We start from the raw sequence: 25,010 nt of genomic DNA, 5'->3' as shown, positions 1-25,010 counted from the left end.
CGGGAGATGCTCTCCGCAGGTCAGGCCAGTTCAGCCAGGGAGACGGCGGACTCCATGTCCACGGCCACGATACGGGAAACGCCCTGCTCCTGCATAGTCACACCAATCAGTTGTTGGGCCATTTCCATGGCAATCTTGTTGTGGCTAATGAACAGGAACTGCGTGCCTTTGCTCATGCTGGAAACCAGTTTGGCATAACGTTCAGTGTTGGCATCGTCCAGCGGCGCATCCACCTCGTCCAACAAACAGAACGGTGCAGGGTTCAGCTGGAAGATAGCAAACACCAGGGCAATCGCGGTCAGTGCTTTTTCGCCGCCCGACAGCAGGTGGATGGTCTGGTTCTTTTTGCCGGGTGGCTGGGCAATGACCTGCACACCCGAATCCAGAATTTCATCACCGGTGATGACCAAGCGCGCGTTTCCGCCTCCAAACAGCTCTGGGAACATGCGACCAAAGTGCATATTCACCTGATCGAAGGTGCCAGACAGCAGCTCGCGCGTTTCCACGTCGATCTTGCGGATCGCGTCTTCCAGCGTATTCATGGCCTGGGTCAGGTCTACGTTCTGCATGTCCAGGAACTGCTTTCGCTCGCGCGCCGCAGCGAGCTCATCCAAGGCGGCCAAGTTGACGGCTCCCAGGGCGGCAATCTCGCGGTGCAGGCGGTCAATGTCCCCTTGCATACCAAACAGGCGCACATTGCCGTCTTTGATGCTTTGCTCGATGGCTTCCAGATCAGCCTGGGCATCGGCCAGCTGGGTTTCATATTGCTCAAAGCCCAGGCGCGCAGCCTGCTCCTTGAGCTGGAATTCAGTGATGCGCTGGCGCAGCGGCTCCAATTCCCGCTCCAGCTGCATGCGACGTTCATCACTGGCACGCAGCTTGGCGGTCAGGTCGTCGTACTCGCTGCGCTTGGCGCCCAGTGCCTGCTCGCGTTCAAACTTCAGGGCTAGTGCATTCTGAAGACCGGCTTGCGCGGCCGCATCGGTCAGTCGTGCCATTTCTTCTTGCGCACGCTGCTCCTCAGAGAGGATGTTTTGTGTTTGTTGCGCTGCGGTTTCAATGGCACGCGAGAGTTCTGCGTTGCGGGCTTGCAAGCTGCGCTGGGCAAACACCGCCTCTTGGGCCTGGCGCTCCAGGCTGCGCTGCTGGTCACGGCACTGGGCCAGCTTGCGCTGGCCCTCGATCACGCGTTCTTCGAGTTGGGCATGGCGCTCCTGGCTATCAGCCAGCTGCATGTCCAGCGATTCGAAGCGGCCTTCCGCTTCCACACGGCGCTCCTGCAGGTCGTCCAGCTGGGCTTCCACTTCGGCCATATCGGCTTCGATCTGCGCGCTGCGGGCCCGGGTTTGCTCCAGAATTTGGGTCAGGCGCAGGGTCTCCACCTGCAGCTCGTGGGCCCGGCTTTGGGTTTCTGCAGCCTCGCGGCGCACTCCAACCAGACGCTGCGCGCTCTCGGCATAGGCGCTCTCGGCGCGGCTCAGGGCCACGCGGGACTCGTCAGCAATCAGCTGTTGCGCACGCAGTTGTTTTTCGAGATTTTCGATTTCCTGAGCACGGGCCAACAGCCCCGCCTGTTCGCTGTCCTGTGCATAAAAACTCACACTGTGCGCCGTGACGACATGGCCCGACTTCACATAAATGCTCTCGCCAGCCTGCAGCTTGTCGCGCTGGGCCAGTGCGTCTTCAAAGCTGCTGGCCGTAAAGCAGCCTTGCAACCAGTCGGTCAGCACCGCTTTTTGACCCGCTTCGTTCACGCGCAGCAGGTCGGACAGGCGGGGCAAGGCACTGGCGCGCTCGGGCGCAGAAGCCAAAGGTGGGGTGTAGAACGCCAGCTTGGCTGGCGGAGCATCCACCGCAAACGCACGCAGCATTTCCAGTCGCGACACTTCCAGCGCACCCAAGCGTTCGCGCAGCGCGCCTTCGAGCGCATTTTCCCAGCCTTGTTCGATGTGGATGCGGGTCCACAGCCCCTGCAAATGACCCAGGCCGTGTTTAGCCAGCCACGGCTGCAGCTTCCCGTCAGTCTTGACCTTTTCCTGCAATGCTTTCAGAGCTTCCAGTCGGGCAGAGAAATCGGCCTGCCTGGCTGATTCATCGTTCACAGCCTGCTGCTGTGTGCGGCGGGCCTCGTCCAGCTGTGGTACCGATTCCTGCAGGTCCTGCAAGCGGGCATCGGCAATTTGGTTGGCCTCTTGTGCAGCTTCCAATTGCTCCTGCAGGTTCACCAAGCGTGCCTCGTCCGGGGCGGACAGCGCGTTGCGGTCGGCCATCAGGCGGTCACGGCGCGTGCTGAGCTGGCGACTTTGCTCTTCAATATTGCGCTGCTCGGCCGCAAGCACCTGGATCTGCTGCTGCACCTGCATCACGCTACCGCGCTGGTCGTTGGCCTGGCTTTGGGCCTTGGCCACAGCCTCCTCCATGTCGGGCAGCTGCATCGCCTGCTCTTCAACCTGAGCAGCCAACAATTCGGTTTGCTCTTCGCCCAAGGCGGCCAGTTCGGCCAATCGTTCCATCTCGGCCTGCGCGTCGTCGCGACGCACGGCCCATTCCGCAATCTGGTCTTTCAGCGTCACCAGGCGCTGCTCCACACGCTGGCGGCCTTCGACCACAAAGCGGATTTCGGCTTCCAGACGGCCCACATCGGTGCTGGCTTCGTACAACAAGCCCTGGGCCTGGTTCACCTGGTCGCCCGCCGCGTAGTGGGCTTGGCGCACGGTTTCCAGATCGGCTTCGATGTGGCGCAGATCGGCCATGCGGGATTCGAGCGCGTTGACCGCTGCCAGTCCTTCCGACTGGACCTTGGCCTGGTCGGCCAGGGCTTCGGCGCGCTTCAAAAACCACTGCTGGTGCTGTTTGAGCGTGACTTCGGACTGGAGCGCGTTGTACTTGGCAGCCACCTCAGCCTGCTTTTCGAGCTTTTCGAGGTTGGCGTTGAGTTCGCGCAGGATGTCGTCCACGCGGGTCAGGTTTTCGCGCGTGTCCGACAGCCGGTTTTCGGTCTCGCGGCGGCGTTCCTTGTACTTGGACACACCGGCGGCTTCTTCCAGGAACAGGCGCAGCTCTTCGGGCTTGGACTCGATGATGCGGCTAATCGTGCCCTGGCCAATGATGGCGTAGGCGCGTGGACCCAGGCCGGTGCCCAGGAACACGTCCTGCACGTCGCGGCGGCGCACGGGCTGGTTGTTGATGAAGTAGCTGCTGGTGCCGTCGCGCGTCAGCACGCGTTTGACGGCAATCTCGCCAAACTGGCCCCACTGGCCGCCGGCGCGGTGGTCGGCGTTGTCAAACACCAGCTCCACGCTGGCGCGGCTGGCGGGCTTGCGGGTGGTGGTGCCGTTAAAAATCACGTCCTGCATGGACTCGCCACGCAATTCCGACGCCTTGCTCTCGCCCAGCACCCAGCGCACCGCATCCATGATGTTGGATTTGCCGCAACCATTGGGCCCAACCACCCCCACCAGTTGCCCAGGCAACAGGAAGTTGGTGGGCTCTGCAAAGGACTTGAAGCCGGATAACTTGATGGAATTAAGGCGCACGGATCGGTGGTATCTGCTCTAAGCAGTTGATTTCATTAGAAATTGTCAGCCCAAGGTGGCTTCGAAACAGGCTCCGATGATACTGTGTAGCAGGCGCCCTGCACTGCGTGTACCCACACGCAAACGTTACAGCATGAAAACACTGGCCATCCCCGCCAGTGGCCGACAGGACGTACTGAGGCCGGAACAAGCGGGGACTCGGGGGATAATGCCGCCCCATGAACCCGAATTTGTCGCGCCTGCAGGCCTACCCCTTCGAACGCCTGCGCCAGCTGTTCTCCACCGTCACGCCCAACTCCGCCTACCGCCCCATCAGCTTAGGCATTGGCGAGCCCCGCCACCCCACGCCCGACCTGATCAAAGACGCCTACTGCGACGCTATTCGTAGTAGCGATGGCGGCCTGTCGGTCTACCCGGCCACCACAGGTGACGCCAAGCTGCGCAACGCGATGGTCCGCTGGCTGGAGCGCCGCTACGGGCTGCAGATAGATGCGGCCACCCAGGTGCTGCCCATCAACGGCTCACGCGAGGCCCTGTTTGCCTTTGCCCAGACCGTGGTGAACCCCGAGAAGGCCGACGAAAGCGGTCCGGCTGAGCGCGCCGAAGCACGCGGGCCCGTGCTGGTGGTGTGCCCGAATCCGTTCTACCAAATCTACGAAGGTGCGGCCCTGCTCTGCGGCGCCCAGCCTTACTTTGTGGCCTCGGACCCGGCGCGCAATTTTGCGCAGGACTGGGACAGTGTGCCGGCCGACGTGTGGGCGCGCACCCAGCTGCTGTATGTGTGCTCGCCCGGCAATCCGGCCGGCGCAGTGATGCCACTGTCGGAATGGGAAAAGCTGTTTGCGCTGAGCGACCAGTACGGCTTTGTGATCGCGTCCGACGAGTGCTACAGCGAAATCTACTTCCGTGACGAGCCGCCGCTAGGCGGGCTGGAAGCGGCGGCCAAGCTGGGTCGCAGCGACTTCAAAAACCTGGTGTCTTTCACCAGCCTGTCCAAGCGCAGCAATGTGCCGGGCATGCGCAGTGGCTTTTGCGCGGGGGACGCCAAGCTCATCAAACAGTTTTTGCTCTACCGCACCTACCATGGCAGTGCCATGAGCATGGTGGTGCAAACCGCAAGCGCCGCGGCCTGGGACGACGAGGCCCACGTGGTGGACAACCGCGCGCAGTACCGCGACAAGTTTGCCCAGGTCACCCCCATGCTGGCCGAGGTGATGGACGTGGCCTTGCCCGATGCGGGCTTTTATTTGTGGGCCAAGGTCGAGGGCAGCGACACCGATTTCGCGCGCGACCTGCTCGCTCTTTACAATGTGACGGTCTTGCCCGGAAGCTACTTGGCCCGCGAGGCCCATGGCAGCAACCCTGGCGCGCAGCGCATCCGCATGGCGCTGGTGGCCGAAGCTGCAGAGTGCGTGGAAGCCGCAGAGCGCATCGTCCAGTTTGTGAAATCCCGAGTTTCCTGAGTCTTTCAACCCCTTTTCCCCTTCTCAAGAGCCCTATGAGCCAACAACTGCAAACCGTTATCGAAGCCGCGTGGGAAGACCGCGCCAACATCTCTGTAGCCTCCGCCCCCGCTGAAGTGCGCGATGCCGTGGAGCATGTGCTCAACGAACTCGACGCCGGCCGCCTGCGCGTAGCGACCCGTGAGGCTGTGGGCCAGTGGACCACGCACCAGTGGATCAAGAAGGCCGTGCTGCTCTCCTTCCGCCTGAAGGACAACGAAGTGATCCAGTCCGGCGACCTGGGCTTTTACGACAAGGTACCGACCAAGTTTGCAGGCATGAGCGCCGAAGCCCTCAAAGCCACCGGTGTGCGCGTGGTGCCCCCGGCCGTGGCACGCCGTGGCAGCTTCCAGGGCAAGGGTGTGATCCTGATGCCGTCGTACTGCAACATCGGCTCCTATGTGGACGAAGGCACCATGGTCGACACCTGGGCCACCGTGGGCTCCTGCGCGCAGATCGGCAAGCACGTGCACCTTTCGGGCGGCGTGGGCATTGGCGGCGTGCTGGAACCCATGCAAGCCGGTCCCACCATCATTGAAGACAACTGCTTTGTGGGCGCGCGCTCCGAAGTGGTCGAAGGCGTGATCGTGGAAGAAAACTCGGTCATCTCCATGGGCGTGTACATCGGCCAGAGCACGCCGATCTATGACCGCGCCACCGACACCGTGAGCTACGGCCGCATCCCGGCAGGTTCTGTGGTGGTGAGCGGCAGCCTGCCCAAGGGCGACGGTAAATACAGCATGTATGCCGCCATCATCGTCAAAAAGGTGGATGCCAAGACTCGCTCCACCACCAGCCTGAATGACTTGCTGCGCGACTAAACCGTAGACCTGTTCCAAGAAAGGTACGCCATGGCCACCACCACGCCCCAACCATCGGGAACGATGGAACGCATTCTTCGCCTGATGAGCGACAAGAAAGCGTCGGATGTGTATTTGTCTGCGCACGCCCCTGCGCTGATCAAAATCAATGGCCAGTGCGTCCCTATCAACAGCCAGGTCCTGCCATCGGATGCGCCCAAAAATCTGCTGGCCGAGGTACTCTCGCCCGAGCAAATAGCGCTGCTGGAAACAGAAGGTGAGCTGAATGTGGGCTTCCCGATGGCCGGCGTAGGCCGTTTCCGCGTCAGTGCCATGCGCCAGCGCGGCTCCATCGCCGCAGTGATCCGTTTCATCGCGGTAGACATTCCCAGTTTGGCGAACCTGCAGTTGCCCCCCATCTTGGGTGACTTGATCATGGAAAAGCGCGGCCTGCTGCTGATGGTGGGCGCAACTGGCGCGGGCAAGAGCACCACGCTGGCGTCCATGATGGACTACCGCAACGAAAATGTCTCGGGCCACATTCTGACCATCGAGGACCCCGTGGAATTCCTGTTCAAGAACAAGAAGTCCATTGTCAATCAGCGCGAGATCGGCACCGACACGCAGAACCTGCAGGTGGCGCTGAAAAACGCGCTGCGCCAGGCGCCCGATGTGATCCTGATTGGCGAAATTCGCGACCGCGAAACCATGTCAGCGGCCATTGCCTACGCGCAGTCGGGCCACCTGTGCCTGGCCACCATGCACGCCAACAACAGCTACCAGGCGCTTAACCGGATTTTGAGTTTCTACCCCGTCGAAGTGCGCTCCACCATGCTGGGTGATCTGGCTGCGGCCTTGCGTGCTGTCGTATCGCAACGCTTGCTGCGCACCACGACAGGCATGCGCACGCCGGCGGCCGAGGTGTTGCTCAACACCAAGCTGATTGCCGAATTGATTGAAAAAGGTGACTTCTCGGGCGTGCGAGAAGCCATGGAGAAGTCCATGGCAGAAGGTTCACAAACCTTTGAACAAGACATAGCACGGCTGATTGTGGAAGGCTCGGTCGACCGCAAGGAAGGCCTGGCCCACTCCGACTCGCCCACCAACCTGTTGTGGCGCCTGCAAAACGATTTCACCAAAGCCGCCAAACCTGCGGCTGCGGCGGAAGAGGAGGAGGAAGCCTCCTTCACCGAAATTACTCTGGATGTGAAGCACTGATGAGCGTAGCGCCGAACCGTTTCAAGCAAACTCGCCACCCCTGGGGGGGCTGCGCCGCCAACGTAGTGGCCAGCGTGGGGGCCCCATGAGCACAACGTTGCAGCTCACCGAGCAGCTGCTCTCCATGGCGTCAGTCACGCCGAACGACGGCGGTTGCCAAGCCTTGATTGCCAAGCGCTTGGCTCCTCTGGGCTTTGTCTGCGAGACCATAGAAAGTGGCCCGGACGATTTTCGTGTTACTAATTTATGGGCAAAAAGGGCTGCGGGCCTTATAGATATTGCGCAAACAGCTACCAAATCAATAGCAAATAAGACATTGGTTTTTGCCGGTCACACCGATGTAGTGCCCACGGGCCCTTTGGCACAGTGGGACAGCGCACCCTTTGTGCCAACCTACCGCGATGGAAAACTGTTTGCCCGCGGCGCCAGCGACATGAAGACTTCGCTAGCGGCGTTTGTGGTGGCCATTGAGGAGTTCTTGGCGGCCAACCCCGATCCACAACTCAACATCGCCCTGCTGCTGACCAGTGATGAGGAAGGCCCGGCCAACGACGGTACCGTGGTGGTCTGCAACACGTTGAAAGCGCGTGGCGAGGTGATGGACTTTTGCATCGTGGGCGAGCCCACCTCGGTGGAGCGCACCGGCGACATGATCAAGAACGGCCGGCGCGGCACCATGAGCGGCAAGCTCACGGTCAAGGGCGTGCAAGGGCACATTGCCTACCCGCACCTGGCCAAGAACCCCATCCACCTGGTCGCGCCCGCGCTGGCCGAGCTGGTGGGCATCGAGTGGGACCGCGGCAATGACTTCTTCCCGCCTACGACCTGGCAGGTCAGCAACATGCACGGCGGCACGGGCGCGAGCAATGTGATTCCGGGCCATGTGGTGATCGACTTCAACTTCCGCTTCTCCACCGAGTCCACACCCGAGTCGCTGCAAAAGCGGCTGGCCAGCGTGCTGGAAAAGCACGAGCTGGAATACGACCTGGCCTGGACCGTGGGCGGCCTGCCCTTCCTGACCACGCCCGGCACGCTGGTGGATGCGGTGCGCGACGCCATCCGCTCCGAAACCGGCCTTGAGACCCAGCTCTCGACCACCGGCGGCACCAGTGACGGGCGCTTTATCGCCCAGGTCTGCCCCCAGGTGATTGAAATGGGCCTGCCCAACGCGACCATCCACAAGATCAACGAGTTCGTGGCCATTGCCGACATTGAGCCGCTGAAGAACATCTACCGCCAGGTACTGGTCAACCTGAACCGTCAGGCGCAGGCATGACCTTGTCGGAATTGGTGGCCCAGGCCACCCAGCAGCTCAGCGACGCCCAGGTGTCCTTCGGCCACGGCACCACCAATGCGCGTGACGAGGCCGCCTGGCTGGTGCTGCATGCGTTGGGTCTGCCGCTGGATACGCCCTTGGATGCAGAGAATTCAGAGTCAAATCGACCTGTAGCCCCCGAGGAATATGCGCGAGCAGCTACGCTTTTAGGAGCACGCATCAGCACGCGCAAACCTGCGGCCTACCTGACCAACGAGGCCTGGCTGCAAGGCGTGCCGTTTTACGTGGACGAGCGCGTCATCGTGCCGCGTTCGCTGATTGCCGAGTTGCTGGTGGACGGTGGCATCGACTACTGGCTGAAGGAAAGCACGCGCCGTGTGCTGGACCTGTGCACCGGCAACGGCAGCCTGGGCATCTTGGCGGCCATGGTCTACCCTGAGGTGGAAGTCACCGGTGCCGACATTTCGGCCGATGCGCTGGCTGTGGCCCGCATCAATGTGAACAAGCATGAGATGCAGAACCGCGTGCACCTCGTCGAATCCGACGGCTTGGCCGCCCTGCCCGGCCCGTTCGACCTGATTCTGTGCAACCCACCGTATGTGAATGCGCAAAGCATGGCAACGTTGCCTGCCGAGTACTTGGCCGAACCCTTTATCGCGCTGGACGGCAACCAATCCGGCGGTAGTGGCGATGGCATGGATTTCATCCGCACCCTGCTGAAACAGGCGCCTGCAGTGATGGCGCCCGATGCGGTGCTAGTGCTGGAAATTGGCAATGAACGGTCTTTCTTTGAAGCCGCGTTTCCCGATCTGGAAGTGGTGTGGCTGGAGACCAGTGCCGGAGAAGACCAAGTGTTGTTGGTGTCCAAGGAGGCTTTGTTGCTTTAGCCCTCTGCTTGCCCAGCCTTTGTACTGGGCTCGCAACAGGCCAGGGGCGGTGAACTCCGTTCGTGTCCCCCGGCCTAAGGCCTCCTCCTTTACCTCACTGCGTTCCCCGCCCCTACCCTGCTGCTACGAACGTGTTTTTATCCTGGCGCAGATAAAGGCCACCTTTGCCGAGGATGGTGGGTAGGGTGTCCGGGCGCAGGCGCTGTTCGCATTGCCACAGAGTGGGCCAGTCAACAGAGGCCTTAACGAACTAACGAAGGCGAACCTCAGATGTTCGCCCGCGAGATGTGCCGGAGAACGGATACCCCGTCCAACAGCCCTCGTCACCCCCAGGCAAGAAAAGCCTGAATGAATTGATAACTGAGTCCCGAATATGATTACCTTGAAAAACGTCACCTTGCGCCGCAGCGCCAAGGTTCTGCTGGAGGGCGCCACCGTCACCCTCAACCCCGGCGAAAAAGTCGGTCTGGTGGGCCGCAATGGCGCAGGCAAGTCCTCCTTGTTTGCCCTGCTCAACGGCAACCTGCACGAAGACGCTGGCGAGTACTACATCCCCACCCAGTGGCGCATGGGCCAGGTGGCCCAGGACATGCCCGAAACCGAGATGGGTGCCACCGACTTCGTGGTCGAGGGCGACACCCAGCTGGGTGCCGCACGTGCCGAAGTGGCCGCTGCTGAGGCCACCGACGACTATGACCGTATGGCCCATGCCTACACCGGCCTGCAGGATGCGGGCGAATACGATGCCGCCGCGCGCGCGCAAGCCCTGATATTGGGTCTGGGCTTCAAGACCACCGAGCTGGACAAACCCGTGAACAGTTTCTCGGGTGGCTGGCGTATGCGCCTGCAACTGGCGCGCGCGTTGATGTGCCCCAGCGACCTGCTGCTACTGGACGAACCTACCAACCACTTGGACTTGGACGCGCTGGTATGGCTAGAAGCATGGCTCAAGAAGTACGAAGGCACCATGGTTGTGATCAGCCACGATCGCGAATTTCTGGATGCGGTGACCAATGTGACATTGCACATCGACATGGGCAAGCTGGTGCGCTACGGCGGCAACTACAGCAAGTTTGAAGACATGCGCGCCGAGCAAATGGAGCTGCAACAAACCGCCTTTTCCAAGCAGCAGGACAAGATCGCACACCTGCAGAAGTTCATCGCCCGCTTCAAGGCCAAGGCCAGCAAGGCCAAGCAAGCCCAGAGCCGCGTGAAGGCGCTGGACCGCATGGAGAAGATTGCACCGCTGATGGCCGAGGCCGAATTCACCTTCGAATTCAAGGAGCCAGCCAACCTACCCAACCCCATGCTGTCCATGCAGGACGTGAGCTTTGGCTACCCACCGCCTGAAGAAGCCCCCAAAGGCACGCCGCCCACCACCATCGTGCACAACGTCAGCAAATCGGTGCTGGCCGGGCAGCGCATTGGCATTTTGGGTGCCAACGGCCAGGGTAAATCAACGCTGGTCAAAACCGTGGCGCGCGACCTGGCACCGCTGGGCGGCGAAGTCACCGAAGGCAAGGGCCTGAACATCGGCTACTTTGCGCAGCAAGAGCTGGACGTGCTGCGACCAGACGAATCACCGCTGGAACACATGATCCGCTTGGTGCGAGAAATGACCGCAGCTGGCAAGATTGCCGGCCAGCAGACGCGCGAACAAGACCTGCGCAGCTTCCTGGGCACCTTCAACTTCAGCGGCGACATGGTCAAGCAGGCCGTGGGCAGCATGAGTGGGGGCGAAAAGGCCCGTTTGGTACTGTGCATGATTGTGTGGCAACGCCCCAACCTCTTGTTGCTCGATGAGCCGACCAACCACCTGGACTTGGCGACACGCGAAGCATTGGCTATGGCGCTCAATGAATTCGAAGGGACCGTGATGCTGGTCAGCCACGACCGTGCGCTGCTGCGCAGCGTGTGCGACGAGTTCTGGATGGTGTCGCGCGGTGGCGTGGAGCCGTTTGATGGTGATCTGGACGATTACCAGCGCTACCTGCTGGACGAAGCCAAGCGTCAGCGTGAGCTGGCCAAGGAAGAAGCCAAGTCCGCAGCAGCCACGCCCGTTGTCGCAGCCCCTGTGGTGGCTGTCAAAACAGGCCCCACGCCCGAAGCTCTGCGCAAATGGAAGAAAGAACTGGCCCAAGTGGAGGAGCGCATGGCGACGCTCAATACCGAAGGTGCTGAGCTGGAGGGCAAACTCTCTACCAATCCACACCCGTCCGTGATTGCCGAAACCGGCAAGCGCTTGAAGGCGGTGAACAGCGAACTGCAGACACTGGAAGAACAGTGGCTGCAATTGACCGCGCAGATAGAGGGCTGAGAAAGGCGGCGGCCTTTCTGCGTCACACCAACAAAGAAAAAGCCCACTGTTTTGCAACAGTGGGCTTTTCTATTCCACATGAAGTGGTGGGAACTGAGAGATTCGAACTCTCGACCTACGGATTAAGAGTCCGCTGCTCTACCAGCTGAGCTAAATTCCCTTCAACCGTCAAAAAACTTGGTGGGACCAGCGGGGGTCGAACCCACGACAAACGGATTAAAAGTCCGCTGCTCTACCAACTGAGCTATGGTCCCCACGAAAACTTGCAGCTCAGTTGCACGATCCCGCGAAGCCTCAAATTATAGCGTGTTTTTTTCTGTCTTCGGCTCTCGGCGCGATATTTTGTCAATGAGCCAACCCGACGCACACATACCAAAGGTAGCAGTCACCGTGACCAAAGAACCATAGCCATGGCAATTGAGGCTGCCATCAGATTCCACGGCACAGGAGGCATCAGGTCCGGCCACCGCTTCTTTGCTGAACACGCAAGCGACACGCATGTTCTTGCCATTCTTGGGGGCCGCATGCTCCTTGCGCAAGCGATATCGAAGCTGAGCCAACAACGGGTCATGCGTGGTCTGACTGAGATCGGCAATCTCTACCGCATGTGCCATGCGCTTGCCCCCTGCGGCACCCACAGTGATAAATGGTGTTTTTGTATCAATAGACCACGCTGCCATTGCGACCTTGGCGCGTACTTGGTCGCAAGCATCTAATACAGCATCTATACCAGTGGGGACCAACGAATGCCAGTTGTCTGCATCTACAAAAGCATCCACACAACGGACATCACACGCCGGATTGATCAGGGCAATACGATCCCGCATCGCCTCGATTTTTGACATGCCAAACGTTGAAGACAGAGCATGCAATTGGCGATTGATATTGGACTCTGAGACATGGTCCATATCGATGAGGGTCAGCCGCCCTACTCCACTGCGTGCCAGAGCTTCTGCCGCCCAAGAACCAACACCACCAATGCCCACGACCACGACGTGGGCTAGTCGCACCCGGTCTGCCGGCCCAACGCCCAACAAGCGATCCAAGCCAGAGAATCGACGTGTCAGGTCTGCAGACTCCAATCCGTCAACCATGTAGCAACCCCAGGCAAGCCACCTACTTACTTGAGACGCCCAAGGCGTTCTTTTGCGGCAGCAGCAGCCTCGGTTCCTGGGTGCTTGGCCAGCAACTCCTCCAGAGTCTTGCGTGCACCTTTCACATCTTTCACCTCGAGCTGACAATTGGCAATCGCCAATAGCGCTTCCGGCACCCGCAAGTGATCAGGCGTTTGCTGAACCAGCACCCGGAAATTGGCTTGTGCCTCTTTGTAGTCTTTGGTTGCGTACTGCGCGTTACCCAGCCAAAACAATGCAGAAGGCCGATAGCCACTCGCTCCATATCGATTGAGGAAATCCACAAATCCCGTTTGGGCACCAGCGAAATCGCCTTTGCGAAATACCGCCAGAGCGGACTCGAAATCACGCTTTTCAGCTGGTTCAACAGCAAACTCTCGACCATCCACGCTAATGCGCACGGGCTCCAGTTTGCGAAGGCGCTCGTCTAAAGACTGCCCCGTGTCTTTTTGATTGCGTTGAATATCAGCGACGTCACGGGCGAGCTGCTCATTCTGCCCACGCAATTTGGCCATCTCTACCCGGCTGGCTTCCAGCTGGTTTTGCAGGTCGAGCAAGGCGCGACGCAACTGCGAAGTTTCTTCCGAAGCGCGCTTGCTTTCATCCGACAGCTTCTGCTCAGACTCCTGCTTGAGCTGATCGATGCGCTGGCGCAGGTCAAGAATAGCCCGACGAGCTTCTTCATCGTCAAAAAGGCCTGCGTGCGACTGCGCCGCCCCGACTAACAAAGTGAGCAATAAAAACCACTGCCGAACTTTTGCGGCCAAACGCAGTGTGTACATGACTTAACGGTAGCTGATTTCAGTACGACGATTTTTCTCCAGTGCGGCCTCGGAATTACCCAAAACCGCCGGTTTCTCTTTGCCAAAACTCACAGCTTCCAACTGGCTGTCTGCTACGCCTTGCAACACCAAGGCCTTGCGCACAGCCTCAGCGCGTTTTTGTCCGAGTGCCAGGTTGTACTCACGACCACCACGTTCATCGGTGTGCCCTTCCAATGTCACCTTGCGAGCCGTGTTCGATTTCAAAAACTTGGCGTGCGCTTCAATGACTGACTGGAACTCAGCACGAATTGCAAAACTGTCGTAATCGAAATACACAGTACGTGTGGTGGATTTCATAAAGGCATCTTGATTGGCCTTATCCAAATCCACGGTCGCTACACCACTCTGCGCGACGCCACTACCGCCGGCTTTACCCGCATCGCTAGAAGTGCCTACTGTGGAACCGGACTTGTCCTCTACAGGGACGTTGTCCAGCTTGACAGACGAACCACAGGCGGTAAGAGCCATTGCAACGACCAGGGAAAATACGATGCGCTTCATTCAAAACTCCTTGTTAAATTTCAGATTATTTTTGGAAGGGACCCCAGTCGGGCTCCCGGATATCACCATTCTGACCCGCCAAACGCGCTTTGATTCTTCCGTCCAAAGTACTGGTCATCAAAGCTTCACGCCCTTGTTGCAAGGTGGCATAAATGACCAGTTTGCCATTTGGCGAAAAACTGGGATTCTCGTCCGCGGTAGTGTCTGTGATAGCGCTCGCAGAGCCCGTCGCTATTTCCATCACATGAAGTTTGAACGCACCATTGACCCGCGACACATACGCCAGCCACTTCCCATCCGGGCTTACGGCAGGAGAAATGTTGTAGGTGCCGGAGAAAGTCACGCGCTCAGGGCTCCCGCCACTCACGGGCATTTTGTAAATTTGCGGCGAGCCCCCCCTGTCACTAACAAAATAAATGGTTCTACCATCCGCCGTAAAAACAGGCTCAGTATCGATAGCATTGGACTGGGCCAATCTGCGGGGCTCGCCACCATTCGAATCCATCAGATACAACTGGGATCCGCCATCGCGGCTCAGTGTCAACGCCAAAGTACGTCCATCCGGCGACCACGCTGGAGCGCTGTTGGAACCTTTGAAATTGGCGACCAATCGACGGCGACCGGTAGATACATCGTGTACGTAAACCACCGGCTTACGCGACTCAAACGACACGTAAGCAAGTTGATTTCCATTGGGCGCCCAAGAAGGCGAAATCACAGGCTCAGGACTATTCAGCGCGCTTTGGGCGTTCTCACCATCCGCGTCTGCAACCCACAAGTTGTAGTTGCTGCCTACTTTGGTGACATAGGCCAAGCGAGTGGAGAACGCGCCTTTGTCCCCAGTAAGTTTTTCATATACGAAATCGGCGATTCGATGGGCTGCGAGACGCAAGTCACCAGCCACCACAGCATGGCTCTGAGCCCCCAAATCTTGTGCGCGCACGGCGTCCCACAAACGGAACCTAACGTCAAATCGCCCGTCGGCCAAACGGGTAACACTGCCCGTCACAAAAGCATCGGCTCCTTTTTGACGCCAAGCAGACACATCAGGTCGAGAAATCTCATCCCAAGTACCAGAAACGCTTTCCGTGCCACGAAACTGGCCACTGCGCTCCAGATCCGCCATAACGATGGCAGACAACTTTTGAGGCGAAGACTCTTCACCCTTAAAACTGGGAATCGCTACGGGAATTTGGGTTAGGCCGACGCCAGACACCTCAACGCGAAACTGTGCCGACGTCTGCAGGCTTACCAAACACACGACGAACGCCAACAGAATTTTTTTCATCATGTCCCGATTATCCCCAACTACGGACCACCACATCAGGTGCACCGATGCTTTCCTGGTAACCAATGGTAGACCTGACCTGTTTGGTTGCTTGACGCTGCCGAACCTTATCGGCGTTCACGCCTTCTTGGGCGCGGCTGGCTTCGGGATGCCAAAGGTGAAATACTTCCGTGGCACAAAATCCGTTCTTGCGAGCCAAGCCTGCATTGTGCAAACGCAGTACGAAATCTGCGTCCTCATGCCCCCAGCCGACAAAACTCTCGTCAAATCCATTGACCCTGAGGTAATCGGACCTCCAGACGGCCATATTGCAACTGCGTATACCTTTCCACACAAACTCGGGTTGTAGGCGATAGCGAAAGTCAGGTAAGCGAACTAGACCGGAAAGCTTGCCGATATCGCCTTGCAGCCACTTGCGCACCCAGTAAGCCGCAGAGCGGGCGGCAATAGAATCCGAGTGTTCAAGCAGTTGCCGTGTGAAGCTTTGACTCAGCAACACTCGACTCCCGTTTACAAAGCAGTCCTTCTGCATCAGCGCGCGATGGCGAGCAATAAAATCTGTTGGTGGAACGCAATCACCATCCAACAAAACCAGATACGCTCCTTTTGACACCGCCACGCCCAAATTACGAACCTGAGCCGCAGTGAATCCCACGTCTGGGTGCCAAACGTGCTTTGCGACAAGCCCGGACGATTCACACCACACAGCGATCTGGTCTCTATGTGCCTGCGTAGATCCATCGTCTGCAACAATTAATTCAAAGCCACGGTCGGTTTGGTGCTTAAGCCCCTCCACGACCAATGCCAACGCATCACTGCGGTTGTAGGTGGTTACAACCACCGATATCAGATCAAAAGAAGGCATTTTCGAATAGACTAGGCCGCTCACGCGGAGGGTGTTGACACCACTTTCGCTTGCTGTAGAGCAAGCTCTGCAGAGAAAGTTCACAACACGGACGAATGTTATCACCCCATGCCATTGATTTCGGTTTACATCATTGCCTTCAACGAAGCAGAGAAAGTGCGAGCCGCAATTGAGAGTGTTAGCTGGGCGGATGAAATTATCGTTGTAGATTCTTGGAGCACTGACGGCACTGCCGAGCTGGCAACCCAACTGGGTGCAAAGGTGGTTCAGGTGAAGTTCCAAGGCTTTGGAGACTTGCGCAACCATGCCATTGCAGCCTGTTCGCACGAATGGATTTTCAGTCTTGATGCGGATGAGCGCTGTACACCAGAGGCAGCACAGGAGATACGCGAATTGATTGTGAGCGCAAACGCATTGGACGCATACCACACGCCTCGACGCAACTTCTTCATGGGCCGCTGGATCAAGCATTCTGGCTGGTACCCCAACTACCGACAGCCCCAGCTATTCCGCAAGGGAGCAATGAGCTACGACCAAAAGCCGGTGCATGAAGGCTATGTGCTGCATACCGACAAGCCATTGGGTCACATGCGCTCAGAAATCTGGCAATTCCCGTTCAAGAACATGGCCGAGGTCATGCACAAGGCCAATCGCTACTCCAGCCTGGGTGCTGAAAAAATCAAGGGCAAGAAGATCTCGATGTGGTCGGCTCTTTTGCATGCAAAGTGGGCATTCTGGAAGCACTATCTTTTCAAACTGGGCTTTCTAGATGGCTGGGCCGGCTTTGTCATTGCGGTTGGAAACTTTGAGGGCACTTTCTATCGTTATGTGAAAGCACTTGAAATACAAAAAGGCGTGGTTTGGCAAGCCCCTATCCACATAGAACATGACCAAAGCTGATAGGGCGCTATACCGTCGGTTGCTGGGGTACCTGCAACCATACTGGAAAGTGTTTTTTATTGCAGTGTTCTGCATGGTGTGCACTGCTGCGACTGAGCCGGTGTTCCCGGCAATCATGAAGTATTTGCTAGACAGTGGGTTCAAAACCAATGACGCTCGCACTACATGGTTTATTCCTGTGAGTATTGTTCTGCTATTTTTGGTCCGCGGGGCACTATCTTTTGTGACCAACTATCTCATGACGTGGGTATCAACCCACTTGGTCGTAAATTTACGCAGAGCCATGTTCGATAAACTCGTTCACGCACCTATTCAAGTTTTCCATTCCCAACCTGCCTCAGAGTGGATATCGCGTCTGCTGTACGACGTAGACAACATCAATCAAGCGGCCACAAACGTATTGGTCACCGCCATCCGGGAGTCTTTGACCGCCTTGGCGCTACTCGGCTACCTGCTTTACCTAGACTGGAAACTCACCGTAATCACGCTCACATTCGGCCCGGCTATCGCAGTCCTCATACAGAGTTTTGGTCGCCGAATTCGCAATGCAAGTAGGGCCAGCCTGGAGTCCCTGCGCGCAATAGCCCACACGGTTGAAGAGACGACGGCGGCAAGCAAGGTTATCAAGATCTACGCGGGACAGACACAGCAGCAGGAGCGCTTTCGGGCAGTAACGGAGAGCTTTCGTCGCAGCATGATGAAGGAGGCGGTCCCCGCATCAGCCCTGACACCGATTACACACATAACAGCATCTTTGGCCATCGCCTTCATTGTTTTTATGGCACTCAGCAGATCTGCAGGGCAAAGTGCCGACTCCGCTGGTGGCTTCGTGTCCTTCATCACAGCAATGTTGCTGCTTATTTCTCCGATCAAGCAATTAACCACCATCAGTCCCATTTTGCAGCGTGGTTTGGCTGCGTGTGAGAGTGTGTTTGGTCTATTGGATCGGCCAGATGAACCTGACCACGGCACGATTCATCTGGAACACTGCAAAGGCAGTGTCGCATTCAACAATGTGAATTTTCGCTACCCAGGAAGCGAAAAGAATGCGCTCAAAGACATAAGCTTTCGAGCGGAACCCGGCCAAACTATTGCTTTGGTCGGTGCCTCCGGTGGGGGCAAGAGCACCCTCGCAACATTGATACCTCGCTTTTATGGCTTGGAATCCGGTGAAATCACCGTAGACGGATTTGACATCAGCACACTCACGCTCACCAGCTTGCGCAAGCACATTGCCTTGGTTAGCCAGGAGATTGTTCTTCTCAACGATACCGTAGCTGCCAATATAGCTTTCGGCCAATCACGCAATGCGACTGCGGCGGACATTCGCGAGGCAGCAATTGCGGCCAACGCCTGGAGCTTCATAACACAGCTACCCGAGGGCCTGAATACCCGAATCGGTGAGAATGGGGCTTCGCTGTCAGGTGGCCAGCGCCAACGCCTCGCAATCGCACGTGCAATTTTGAAAAATGCCCCGATCTTGATTTTGGATGAGGCCACCTCTGCGTTGGACACAGAGTCCGAGCGTTTGGTACAGGAAGCTTTATCCACTCTCATGCGAAACAGAACTACGCTGGTTATCGCGCATCGACTGAGCACCATTGAACGTGCGGACCAAATTCTGGTTCTGGATAATGGCCGGATAGTCGAATCTGGCAACCATAACTTCCTGATGCAGGCCAATGGCTACTATGCCAGCCTTCGCAATATGCAGGTTTGATCGTCATGAGGGGACATTCAACAGGTCTTTAGCGCTTCGCCTCCAAGGCGTTCCTGTATATCGTTTCCTGCTGCCGCCCCAACGCATCCCAGCCAAACTGAAAGGCGAAATGCCTTCCCGCAGCCGCCAATTGAAGTCGCAGCGCGTCATCGCCGTACAGACGTTCCACGCATTTTGCAATCTCATTGGCGTTGCGAGGATCTTGCAACATCAATACATCGGTTTGGTCTTTCAGGCTCGCCGAAATGCCGCAATAGGCTGGACCGCTTACGATGACCGGTAGTCCATGGGCGAGCGCCTCCAGCGTCACCATGGAAAAACTATCTTCAGTCGTAGGGTGTACTTGGGCATCGGCAACCCTGTAATAGGTCTCCACAGAACTCACGCTGCCAACAAAGCGCACGCGTTGTGCAACGCACAACTGCCGGGCAAGTTCAGAGAACTCCGCAATATGCGCAGAGTTACCTATAACTAACAACACAACGTTCGAAGGCAACATCTGCAATGCCCGCAACAAAGGAGTCAGCCCTTTTTTTGCGTAATCATTTGCCACAAATAACAACACAAACGCGTCATTTGAAAGTTTGAGATCGCTGCGTAGCTCTGCTTTCTCTGCATTACTTGAGGGCAAAGGAAATCGAACACCAGGAGGCAGTATCGATACCCGTCCTTGCAAGAATGGATACGCCAGCTCGAGCTCGGAACGCAATGACTCGCTGCACGCGATAACAGCCTTTCCTGGAATTTGTTGGAAGCGAACGCGTTCCATCAGCAAATAGGCCCACAGTCGTGGGCTGGTGGCGATCTGCAAGTAACGAACGTAACGCCGCAGGCCCTCCCGGCCATAAAAGAGTCCAACCTTGACCGGCCGTACGTGTACCGTCTGGACTAAGCCGTGCCAAGTATTTTCATGCGAATGAACGATGTCAAAGCCTCGCCTAGTGGCCCACCACGTGCGCACGCTAAAGCACAACAGATCAATCCAACTCGGTTTTCTCACACACTGCGGCAGCAGGTGGTAGATCACTCCGGGATAGTCATGATCAAGATGCTGCGTAAAAACATGCACCTCGTGTCTTGCCGCAAGCGTTTCCACCAACGATATAGAGTAATTTTCGGCCCCCCCAGCACGAGAGAAAAAACCACGACTAAGAACTGCAATTTTCAGGCGCCGCGAAGACTGCATATTCATCGCCGCCGATCCTCATAACTGGTCGCTATCTTCAAAAGAAATTGCCAAGGCTGCGTTGCCTGGGCCACCATTGCCCGTGGAAGCAAAAAGTGGTCGGCATTGGCATGAACACGTCCACGGTGCGTGGTGGTCGCCGTCACATAACCTGCGTCTTGAACAAGGCCACGGTCACGTTCAGAGTAACGCCCATACGGATAACAAAAATGCTGGACTTCCACACCAAAGCGATCCTCCAGTTCTTGTTTGGCTCCGGCTATTTCTTGACTAGCGGCAACCGGATCAATAACCGTGAGATCCGCATGATGTCTGGTATGTGAGCCGATTTCCATACCCGACTTCAACCATTCACGCCAGTCTGCAACATCCATCAATTTCTTTTGCGCGATACCTTTGTCTGCGTCCCAGTCATTGTGCCCCCCCATCATCGCACTGATCGCATAACAGGTCGCAGTAAAACCTTCGCGGCATAGCGCCGGCATGGCGTTTGTCAGATTATTGAGATAACCGTCATCAAAAGTCAGGCCCACTACCTTGCCTTTTTTTTCACCGCGCAGGTATGGCATCAAATCGCCCAACGACAGCCCCTTGTAACCAAGAAGTCGAAGAATTTTCATTTGGCGTGCAAACGCAGCAGGAGAGACAACCAATCCGCGCAAAGGCGTACCACTGGGCGGTGGCACGTCTATCTGGTGATACATCAAAATGGGAATCGCAGATTGCAAAAAAAATTTGCCCCGAGAGGGCAACCTCAGTTGGTTGGAGAACACGCACATCAGTGCGTTAGCCGTGATCCTGCGCTGTGAAACCCAATAAATATTGCCGCCCCTGACTTGGTCAGAGGTTTATGTCAGCTTACCAACGGTTTGGCTGACATACGTTTATCAGCATATGCCATCAACCCATCGACATCTCCGCTACACAACAATGTTGACTGAGCCGCGATTTCATCAATAGACCAATCCCACCAAGCGATACTCAGCAATGCCATGCGGGTCGGTTCATCAAAACGCCATTTGATGTGCCGCGCGGGATTCCCCGCGACAACTGAATAGGGCTCGACATCACGGGTCACGACCGCTCCAGCCGCCACCACTGCACCATGGCCAATAGAGACGCCGGAAAGCACCGTGCTATTTGAGCATAGCCATACATCGTTTCCAATAACCACATCCCCTCGACTAAAGCCGTATTGAGGGATGGGAGCGCGCTCAGCCAACATGGTGGGAAAAGGATACGTCGTCAGCCATTCAAGGTGATGGTGACCGCCTAGAAATATATCTACATTGGTCGCAATCGAACAGAAGGCACCGATCTTCAGCGTAGTGCCCTCATTCCAATCGTGGACCTTTGGCAACCCATAGCTTCCAATCCCCATGCTGTATTTTCCCGGATAGTAAAGACCAAAGCGTGCTTGCCCACGGTAGATACCGGGGACTTTTCGCAATTTACGTTCCGCCTGCCGGAAAAGAAAGCGCTTAATAAGCTTCATAAGGAGAGGTCCGATTTCGCTCTGCCGCGCTGTACAAAGCCCAGCAGCTCATCAATAAGCCTAAGCCAAGGTTGTGGGTCATGAAAAGCTCACTTAAACCAAACACCATCGAAAAGCCTAGAAACAACAAGCGATAGGGGTCATGTCTCGCCTTGCAAAATAGCCAGAAAGTGGTTACCAGTAAAGACGACAACAGCAGTCCGCCACCGATCCCCATGACCTGGAACCAGTCGCTGTGAAACCCGGGGATGATCAAAACTCCCGGGGCAGGCACTCCCAAGTTGGGGTGGCTTTCATATAACTGCCTCAAAGAGACGTATCCCGCGCCCAATAGAGGATGCTCGCCCCAAGTTACCAAAGCAACACGAGCCAGTTCAAGACGCACGCCAATAGACGTGGCGGTAAAAACAGGCTCATTGAAGTACTGAAACACCTCTTGGTACATCACCAAGAATCGATCATAAATGGAACTATAGAGGTAGCAGCCCACACCCAAGGCGAGGGCAAGGGCCAAAACCACAAATAGTCCATTGCGCCAATTCAGGGACTTCAGCACAAGCAAGACTATCAATACGGGAAGTGCCAGGAGTGCTCCGCGAGAGCCGCTCAGCCATGTGGCGATCAACCCGAATAAAGCAGCCCAGAGCAGAAAGGCCCGAGATACCTTAGATAGAGATTCGTCCAAAAAAAAATGGATAACGGACAAAGCAGAAAGCCAAATCGCGTATTGGCCAAACCTGTTTTCATACACACCGCCCCACGCCCTGTCGCGGCCCGCCCAGAACACTTCACCAAGTGCGATCACCCCATAGGCAAACGCCGCAATTCCCGCAATTACCGATAGCTGGCGATGGTTGATGCCCACAAGTCGCGCCCCCATGAACAGCAGTCCACACCACACGACGGTCGAAAGCGGCGTCACATCGACAGGATGGTATTGATGCCACAACTGCGCAAACATCCAACCAAAAACGAACGGGGTAAATGGAGCGGCCCATTTGAGCACTTCTTGCAATAGCGGTTTTAAGGTCGATATCCGATGGGCTTGCCACAATAGCAGCAAGCAAATAGGCGCTACCAGCACGCTCAAGTAGCGTGGCCCGCCCCCAAACGGAAACCATTTGCTTCCCATAATGGGATAACAAAGCAGTATGCATAACGCGAGTTTCCGCCAGGATAATGGGCTGGATGTAGAAACGCTCAAATAGATCTCCTGAACTCACATAAGCGTGGGATTCGCCAAGAACACGTTTTCGTGTACCTGAACACAGTAGCAGGCCCCTTACCACGTGGAGCAAGTTTTATCGTGTTTGGCTTTGGTGCAGCGTGGTGCCCCGAATCCCTTCAGGATTCGACCTGATAATGGACTTTTTATTCTACCTACCCATGTAGTTCCCGGGCCTGGCCATGCGTGTTTTCTTCTACCCATTTCGATATCAATGACATCCCTGTTCGGTCTGAACCTCATTTTTCACTCCATTCAGCCTAAAGGTGGCATGGAGCGACACGTGCTTGACCTGATCAGCTATGCGTCTGAACAAGGTCTCCCGGTACGCGCAGTGACTCGTCACCTCAATTGGCCAGCCCCCCTGCCCCGCCATGTGGAGTTCGTCGTAGTCCCAGATCGAACACCTTTTGCGCGTCTCAATACATTGATCTTTGAGTCATCTGCCTTGGCAAAATGCCGGCCTGAATGGCCCACGATAGGTATTTCGCGTGTCCCTGGGGTCGAGATGAGCATTGTCGGGGGGACCCACAAAGCCCACTTGCTTGACCGCAAACGTGGATACACCGGACTCCTGGACCTCAGAACTATTGCCCGCGAGCGCACCATGTACCAACAAGCGCAAGTCATCGTGGCACATTCGGCCAAAGTAGCCAACGAGATCTCGCATCACTACGGTATCGACCCCCACAAGGTATCAACCTTCTATCCACCTGTTGACACGGCTGCGTTTTCGCTGTGCGCACGCAATCAACGCGATGCCATGAGAAAAAAATGGGCATAGCTTCCGAGGACTTTTTGCTGCTGTTCCCTTCCAACAATCATGCGCTGAAAGGTGCAGATCTGATTCTTGAAGCGCTCCGGGATTTTGATCCGCGAATTAAATTGGTGGTAGCAGGAAAAACACATCTCAACGCATCCAACGTCATTAACCTGGGTTTTTGTCAGAACATGCCTACGCTGTATGGTGCGGCAGACGCAGTCATTCTCGCTTCACAATACGAAGCGTTTGGTCTAGTGGGGCCGGAGGCAGTTCTTTGTGGCACACCAGCACTTTTTGCGAATACCGTAGGCGCAGCGGAAGTCCTTTCTGATGACGCATGTATTCGTTTCGAACGTACAGTACCGTCATTACGCTCTGCATTGACCAAAGCACTCGGAAAATTCGAAAAAGGCACTCTGGCACTGCAAGACCCCAGTAGCCACATTCGCTACCCTTACTCGCCATCACAACATTTCGACGTCGTGTTTAAACTGCTAGCGACAACTAAACGCCGATGAGTGCCTCACCTTCCCAACCTCTCGTAACGATGCTGCTGATTTGTTTCAATCAGGAAAACAGCATCGATGCAGCCATTGACGGTGCGCTGGCGCAAGACTACCCCAATCTGGAGATCGTCATATCCGACGACGCTTCAGCGGACAATACCTACCTTCGAATATGCGACAGAGTGAAGGATTACGAAGGGCCACACACCATCAAAGTACTACGGAATCCCAAAAATATGGGAATTGGTGGAAACCTTGACCAGGCGGTAAGACAGTCTCATGGGGCGCTAATCTTCATAGCTGCCGGTGATGATGTTTCGCTACCACACCGCATAAGTACGGTGGTCACCCACTGGCTGGAGAATGACTGCAAACCGAATCTGATCGCGGCGTACCTGAACGATATTGATGCATCAGACCAATTTCACGGCGTCATACGCATCAGCGATTTGTCCATTTACGAATCCCTGGAAGACTGGTCGCGTCGAGGTCCTCCCCATGTGATTGGCGCCGCCCAAGCTTGGACCCGTCGTCTCTTCGATGAATTTGGAGGCATTCCGAATGGTGTAGTGGGCGAAGACATGGTGATGGCTTTTCGCGCCATTGCTTCCGGTAGCGCAGTCACACTGCCTATCCCATTGGTGAACTATCGGCGCGGAGGCATCACCAGCCAGCGCAAGTCACTCAGCGCAGCTGACGTTATCAAAGGACTGAGGCGCAAGCTCGGCAGTAGTCAGACAGAATTGCGCTGCCTGCTGAAGGAAGCCCATGAGGCAGGGGCCAGTCAATACACACTATCGTTTATTGCGCACAAGCTCGATAAAGAAGTCTTCATCGAACGCATATTTCGGGCGCGCAATACATCCGCCAAACTACGCGTTTGCTACCTGCACAGTCAGCAAGCTGTTGACTTCCGGATTCGCATTTTCGTATATGCAGCTGCACCTTGGTTGTTGGCACCATTTTTCTGCATAAAACGTATGCGTTATCGCAAACTTTGATTCGGATCGGCTGTACAGCAACACACAATAAAGCCGCTGTGTACGCCTGAGGCTCACAAAAGCACGA

The 25,010-nt window shown here is 56.6% G+C and carries 21 protein-coding genes and 2 tRNA genes; 11 read left to right on the top strand and 12 right to left on the bottom strand.

The genetic code is table 11. From position 1 onward, the window contains the following. Nucleotides 1–20 precede the first annotated feature (20 nt). The gene (gene smc, locus U5O12_RS13910; RefSeq protein ID WP_322579217.1) at nt 21–3,536 is read right to left on the bottom strand and encodes a chromosome segregation protein SMC; all 3,516 of its coding nucleotides are present in this window, start codon (nt 3,534–3,536) and stop codon (nt 21–23) included. Nucleotides 3,537–3,754: 218 nt separating this feature from the next. On the opposite strand from smc, the gene dapC reads away from it, so the two are divergent. The 6 genes from dapC to U5O12_RS13880 all read left to right on the top strand — a co-directional run bounded on the left by dapC (nt 3,755) and on the right by U5O12_RS13880 (nt 11,536). Then, nucleotides 3,755–4,999 carry a succinyldiaminopimelate transaminase gene (gene dapC / locus U5O12_RS13905; RefSeq protein ID WP_322579216.1) on the top strand — a complete coding sequence of 415 codons (1,245 nt, stop codon included), beginning with the start codon at nt 3,755–3,757 and terminating at the stop codon, nt 4,997–4,999. Nucleotides 5,000–5,034: 35 nt separating this feature from the next. After that, nucleotides 5,035–5,859: a 2,3,4,5-tetrahydropyridine-2,6-dicarboxylate N-succinyltransferase gene (dapD, locus tag U5O12_RS13900; protein ID WP_322579215.1), complete on the top strand. Its 825-nt coding sequence runs from the start codon at nt 5,035–5,037 to the stop codon at nt 5,857–5,859. A gap of 30 nt (nt 5,860–5,889) precedes the next feature. Beyond that, the gene (locus U5O12_RS13895; RefSeq protein ID WP_322579214.1) at nt 5,890–7,056 is read left to right on the top strand and encodes a PilT/PilU family type 4a pilus ATPase; all 1,167 of its coding nucleotides are present in this window, start codon (nt 5,890–5,892) and stop codon (nt 7,054–7,056) included. 85 nt (nt 7,057–7,141) lie between these two features. Further along, nucleotides 7,142–8,332: a succinyl-diaminopimelate desuccinylase gene (gene dapE / locus U5O12_RS13890; RefSeq protein WP_322579213.1), complete on the top strand. Its 1,191-nt coding sequence runs from the start codon at nt 7,142–7,144 to the stop codon at nt 8,330–8,332. After that, nucleotides 8,329–9,219 carry a 50S ribosomal protein L3 N(5)-glutamine methyltransferase gene (prmB, locus tag U5O12_RS13885; RefSeq protein WP_322579212.1) on the top strand — a complete coding sequence of 297 codons (891 nt, stop codon included), beginning with the start codon at nt 8,329–8,331 and terminating at the stop codon, nt 9,217–9,219. Before dapE ends, prmB begins: the two co-directional genes overlap by 4 nt. A gap of 373 nt (nt 9,220–9,592) precedes the next feature. Continuing rightward, nucleotides 9,593–11,536 (top strand): ABC-F family ATP-binding cassette domain-containing protein, encoded by a 1,944-nt coding sequence (locus U5O12_RS13880; RefSeq protein WP_322579211.1) that lies wholly within the window; start codon nt 9,593–9,595, stop codon nt 11,534–11,536. Between the two features lie 84 nt (nt 11,537–11,620). Here U5O12_RS13880 and U5O12_RS13875 read toward each other — a convergent pair. From U5O12_RS13875 to U5O12_RS13845, 7 genes are all read right to left on the bottom strand, one after another. Next, a tRNA-Lys gene (locus U5O12_RS13875) sits at nt 11,621–11,696 on the bottom strand. A gap of 18 nt (nt 11,697–11,714) precedes the next feature. Then, nucleotides 11,715–11,790, bottom strand: a tRNA-Lys gene (locus U5O12_RS13870). A gap of 45 nt (nt 11,791–11,835) precedes the next feature. Next, the gene (locus tag U5O12_RS13865) at nt 11,836–12,630 is read right to left on the bottom strand and encodes a tRNA threonylcarbamoyladenosine dehydratase (RefSeq protein ID WP_322579210.1); all 795 of its coding nucleotides are present in this window, start codon (nt 12,628–12,630) and stop codon (nt 11,836–11,838) included. Between the two features lie 26 nt (nt 12,631–12,656). After that, nucleotides 12,657–13,451, bottom strand: coding sequence for a tol-pal system protein YbgF (gene ybgF / locus U5O12_RS13860; RefSeq protein ID WP_322579209.1), 795 nt, complete (start codon nt 13,449–13,451; stop codon nt 12,657–12,659). A gap of 3 nt (nt 13,452–13,454) precedes the next feature. Then, nucleotides 13,455–13,994: a peptidoglycan-associated lipoprotein Pal gene (gene pal / locus U5O12_RS13855; RefSeq protein ID WP_322579208.1), complete on the bottom strand. Its 540-nt coding sequence runs from the start codon at nt 13,992–13,994 to the stop codon at nt 13,455–13,457. Between the two features lie 25 nt (nt 13,995–14,019). Further along, the gene (tolB, locus tag U5O12_RS13850) at nt 14,020–15,285 is read right to left on the bottom strand and encodes a Tol-Pal system beta propeller repeat protein TolB (protein WP_322579207.1); all 1,266 of its coding nucleotides are present in this window, start codon (nt 15,283–15,285) and stop codon (nt 14,020–14,022) included. Nucleotides 15,286–15,292: 7 nt separating this feature from the next. Next, on the bottom strand, nt 15,293–16,171 hold the full coding sequence (locus U5O12_RS13845) for a glycosyltransferase family 2 protein (RefSeq protein ID WP_322579206.1): 879 nt from the start codon (nt 16,169–16,171) through the stop codon (nt 15,293–15,295). 84 nt (nt 16,172–16,255) lie between these two features. On the opposite strand from U5O12_RS13845, the gene U5O12_RS13840 reads away from it, so the two are divergent. After that, nucleotides 16,256–17,047 carry a glycosyltransferase family 2 protein gene (locus U5O12_RS13840; protein ID WP_322579205.1) on the top strand — a complete coding sequence of 264 codons (792 nt, stop codon included), beginning with the start codon at nt 16,256–16,258 and terminating at the stop codon, nt 17,045–17,047. Next, a complete protein-coding gene (msbA, locus tag U5O12_RS13835) occupies nt 17,034–18,767 on the top strand; it encodes a lipid A export permease/ATP-binding protein MsbA (protein WP_322579204.1) in 1,734 nt (577 codons plus the stop codon). The genes U5O12_RS13840 and msbA overlap by 14 nt, the downstream gene beginning before the upstream one ends. Nucleotides 18,768–18,795: 28 nt before the next feature. On the opposite strand, the gene U5O12_RS13830 is transcribed toward msbA, so the two are convergent. The 4 genes from U5O12_RS13830 to U5O12_RS13815 all read right to left on the bottom strand — a co-directional run bounded on the left by U5O12_RS13830 (nt 18,796) and on the right by U5O12_RS13815 (nt 22,532). Then, entirely contained in the window at nt 18,796–19,959 is a 1,164-nt protein-coding gene (locus U5O12_RS13830) for a glycosyltransferase family 4 protein (protein WP_322579203.1), read from the bottom strand. After that, a complete protein-coding gene (locus U5O12_RS13825; RefSeq protein WP_322579202.1) occupies nt 19,956–20,726 on the bottom strand; it encodes a polysaccharide deacetylase family protein in 771 nt (256 codons plus the stop codon). Before U5O12_RS13825 ends, U5O12_RS13830 begins: the two co-directional genes overlap by 4 nt. Nucleotides 20,727–20,806: 80 nt before the next feature. Next, nucleotides 20,807–21,448: a CatB-related O-acetyltransferase gene (locus tag U5O12_RS13820; RefSeq protein ID WP_322579201.1), complete on the bottom strand. Its 642-nt coding sequence runs from the start codon at nt 21,446–21,448 to the stop codon at nt 20,807–20,809. Beyond that, on the bottom strand, nt 21,435–22,532 hold the full coding sequence (locus U5O12_RS13815) for an O-antigen ligase family protein (protein ID WP_322579282.1): 1,098 nt from the start codon (nt 22,530–22,532) through the stop codon (nt 21,435–21,437). The genes U5O12_RS13820 and U5O12_RS13815 overlap by 14 nt, the downstream gene beginning before the upstream one ends. 355 nt (nt 22,533–22,887) lie before the next feature. On the opposite strand from U5O12_RS13815, the gene U5O12_RS13810 reads away from it, so the two are divergent. The 3 genes from U5O12_RS13810 to U5O12_RS13800 are packed head-to-tail and all read left to right on the top strand — an operon-like array spanning nt 22,888 to nt 24,943. Then, a complete protein-coding gene (locus U5O12_RS13810) occupies nt 22,888–23,457 on the top strand; it encodes a glycosyltransferase family 4 protein (protein WP_322579200.1) in 570 nt (189 codons plus the stop codon). Further along, complete coding sequence (locus U5O12_RS13805) at nt 23,448–23,954, top strand: glycosyltransferase (protein WP_322579199.1); 507 nt, start codon at nt 23,448–23,450, stop codon at nt 23,952–23,954. The genes U5O12_RS13810 and U5O12_RS13805 overlap by 10 nt, the downstream gene beginning before the upstream one ends. Before the next feature lie 29 nt (nt 23,955–23,983). After that, complete coding sequence (locus U5O12_RS13800; RefSeq protein ID WP_322579198.1) at nt 23,984–24,943, top strand: glycosyltransferase; 960 nt, start codon at nt 23,984–23,986, stop codon at nt 24,941–24,943. The last annotated feature ends 67 nt before the right edge of the window (nt 24,944–25,010 follow it).

Origin of the sequence: Rhodoferax sp., from assembly GCF_034519335.1 — a bacterium.
Classification (GTDB): domain Bacteria; phylum Pseudomonadota; class Gammaproteobacteria; order Burkholderiales; family Burkholderiaceae_C; genus Allorhodoferax.
This window is presented reverse-complemented; position numbering and strand designations above follow the sequence as displayed.

Excerpts from the sequence above, each read along its gene's own strand:
- dapC (WP_322579216.1), top strand. The coding sequence starts at position 3,755 with ATGAACCCGAATTTGTCGCGCCTGCAGGCCTACCCCTTCGAACGCCTG.
- dapD (WP_322579215.1), top strand. The coding sequence starts at position 5,035 with ATGAGCCAACAACTGCAAACCGTTATCGAAGCCGCGTGGGAAGACCGC.
- U5O12_RS13895 (WP_322579214.1), top strand. The coding sequence starts at position 5,890 with ATGGCCACCACCACGCCCCAACCATCGGGAACGATGGAACGCATTCTT.
- dapE (WP_322579213.1), top strand. The coding sequence starts at position 7,142 with ATGAGCACAACGTTGCAGCTCACCGAGCAGCTGCTCTCCATGGCGTCA.
- prmB (WP_322579212.1), top strand. The coding sequence starts at position 8,329 with ATGACCTTGTCGGAATTGGTGGCCCAGGCCACCCAGCAGCTCAGCGAC.
- U5O12_RS13880 (WP_322579211.1), top strand. The coding sequence starts at position 9,593 with ATGATTACCTTGAAAAACGTCACCTTGCGCCGCAGCGCCAAGGTTCTG.
- U5O12_RS13865 (WP_322579210.1), bottom strand. The coding sequence starts at position 12,630 with ATGGTTGACGGATTGGAGTCTGCAGACCTGACACGTCGATTCTCTGGC.
- ybgF (WP_322579209.1), bottom strand. The coding sequence starts at position 13,451 with ATGTACACACTGCGTTTGGCCGCAAAAGTTCGGCAGTGGTTTTTATTG.
- pal (WP_322579208.1), bottom strand. The coding sequence starts at position 13,994 with ATGAAGCGCATCGTATTTTCCCTGGTCGTTGCAATGGCTCTTACCGCC.
- tolB (WP_322579207.1), bottom strand. The coding sequence starts at position 15,285 with ATGATGAAAAAAATTCTGTTGGCGTTCGTCGTGTGTTTGGTAAGCCTG.
- U5O12_RS13840 (WP_322579205.1), top strand. The coding sequence starts at position 16,256 with ATGCCATTGATTTCGGTTTACATCATTGCCTTCAACGAAGCAGAGAAA.
- msbA (WP_322579204.1), top strand. The coding sequence starts at position 17,034 with ATGACCAAAGCTGATAGGGCGCTATACCGTCGGTTGCTGGGGTACCTG.
- U5O12_RS13830 (WP_322579203.1), bottom strand. The coding sequence starts at position 19,959 with ATGAATATGCAGTCTTCGCGGCGCCTGAAAATTGCAGTTCTTAGTCGT.
- U5O12_RS13820 (WP_322579201.1), bottom strand. The coding sequence starts at position 21,448 with ATGAAGCTTATTAAGCGCTTTCTTTTCCGGCAGGCGGAACGTAAATTG.
- U5O12_RS13810 (WP_322579200.1), top strand. The coding sequence starts at position 22,888 with ATGACATCCCTGTTCGGTCTGAACCTCATTTTTCACTCCATTCAGCCT.
- U5O12_RS13805 (WP_322579199.1), top strand. The coding sequence starts at position 23,448 with ATGGGCATAGCTTCCGAGGACTTTTTGCTGCTGTTCCCTTCCAACAAT.
- U5O12_RS13800 (WP_322579198.1), top strand. The coding sequence starts at position 23,984 with ATGCTGCTGATTTGTTTCAATCAGGAAAACAGCATCGATGCAGCCATT.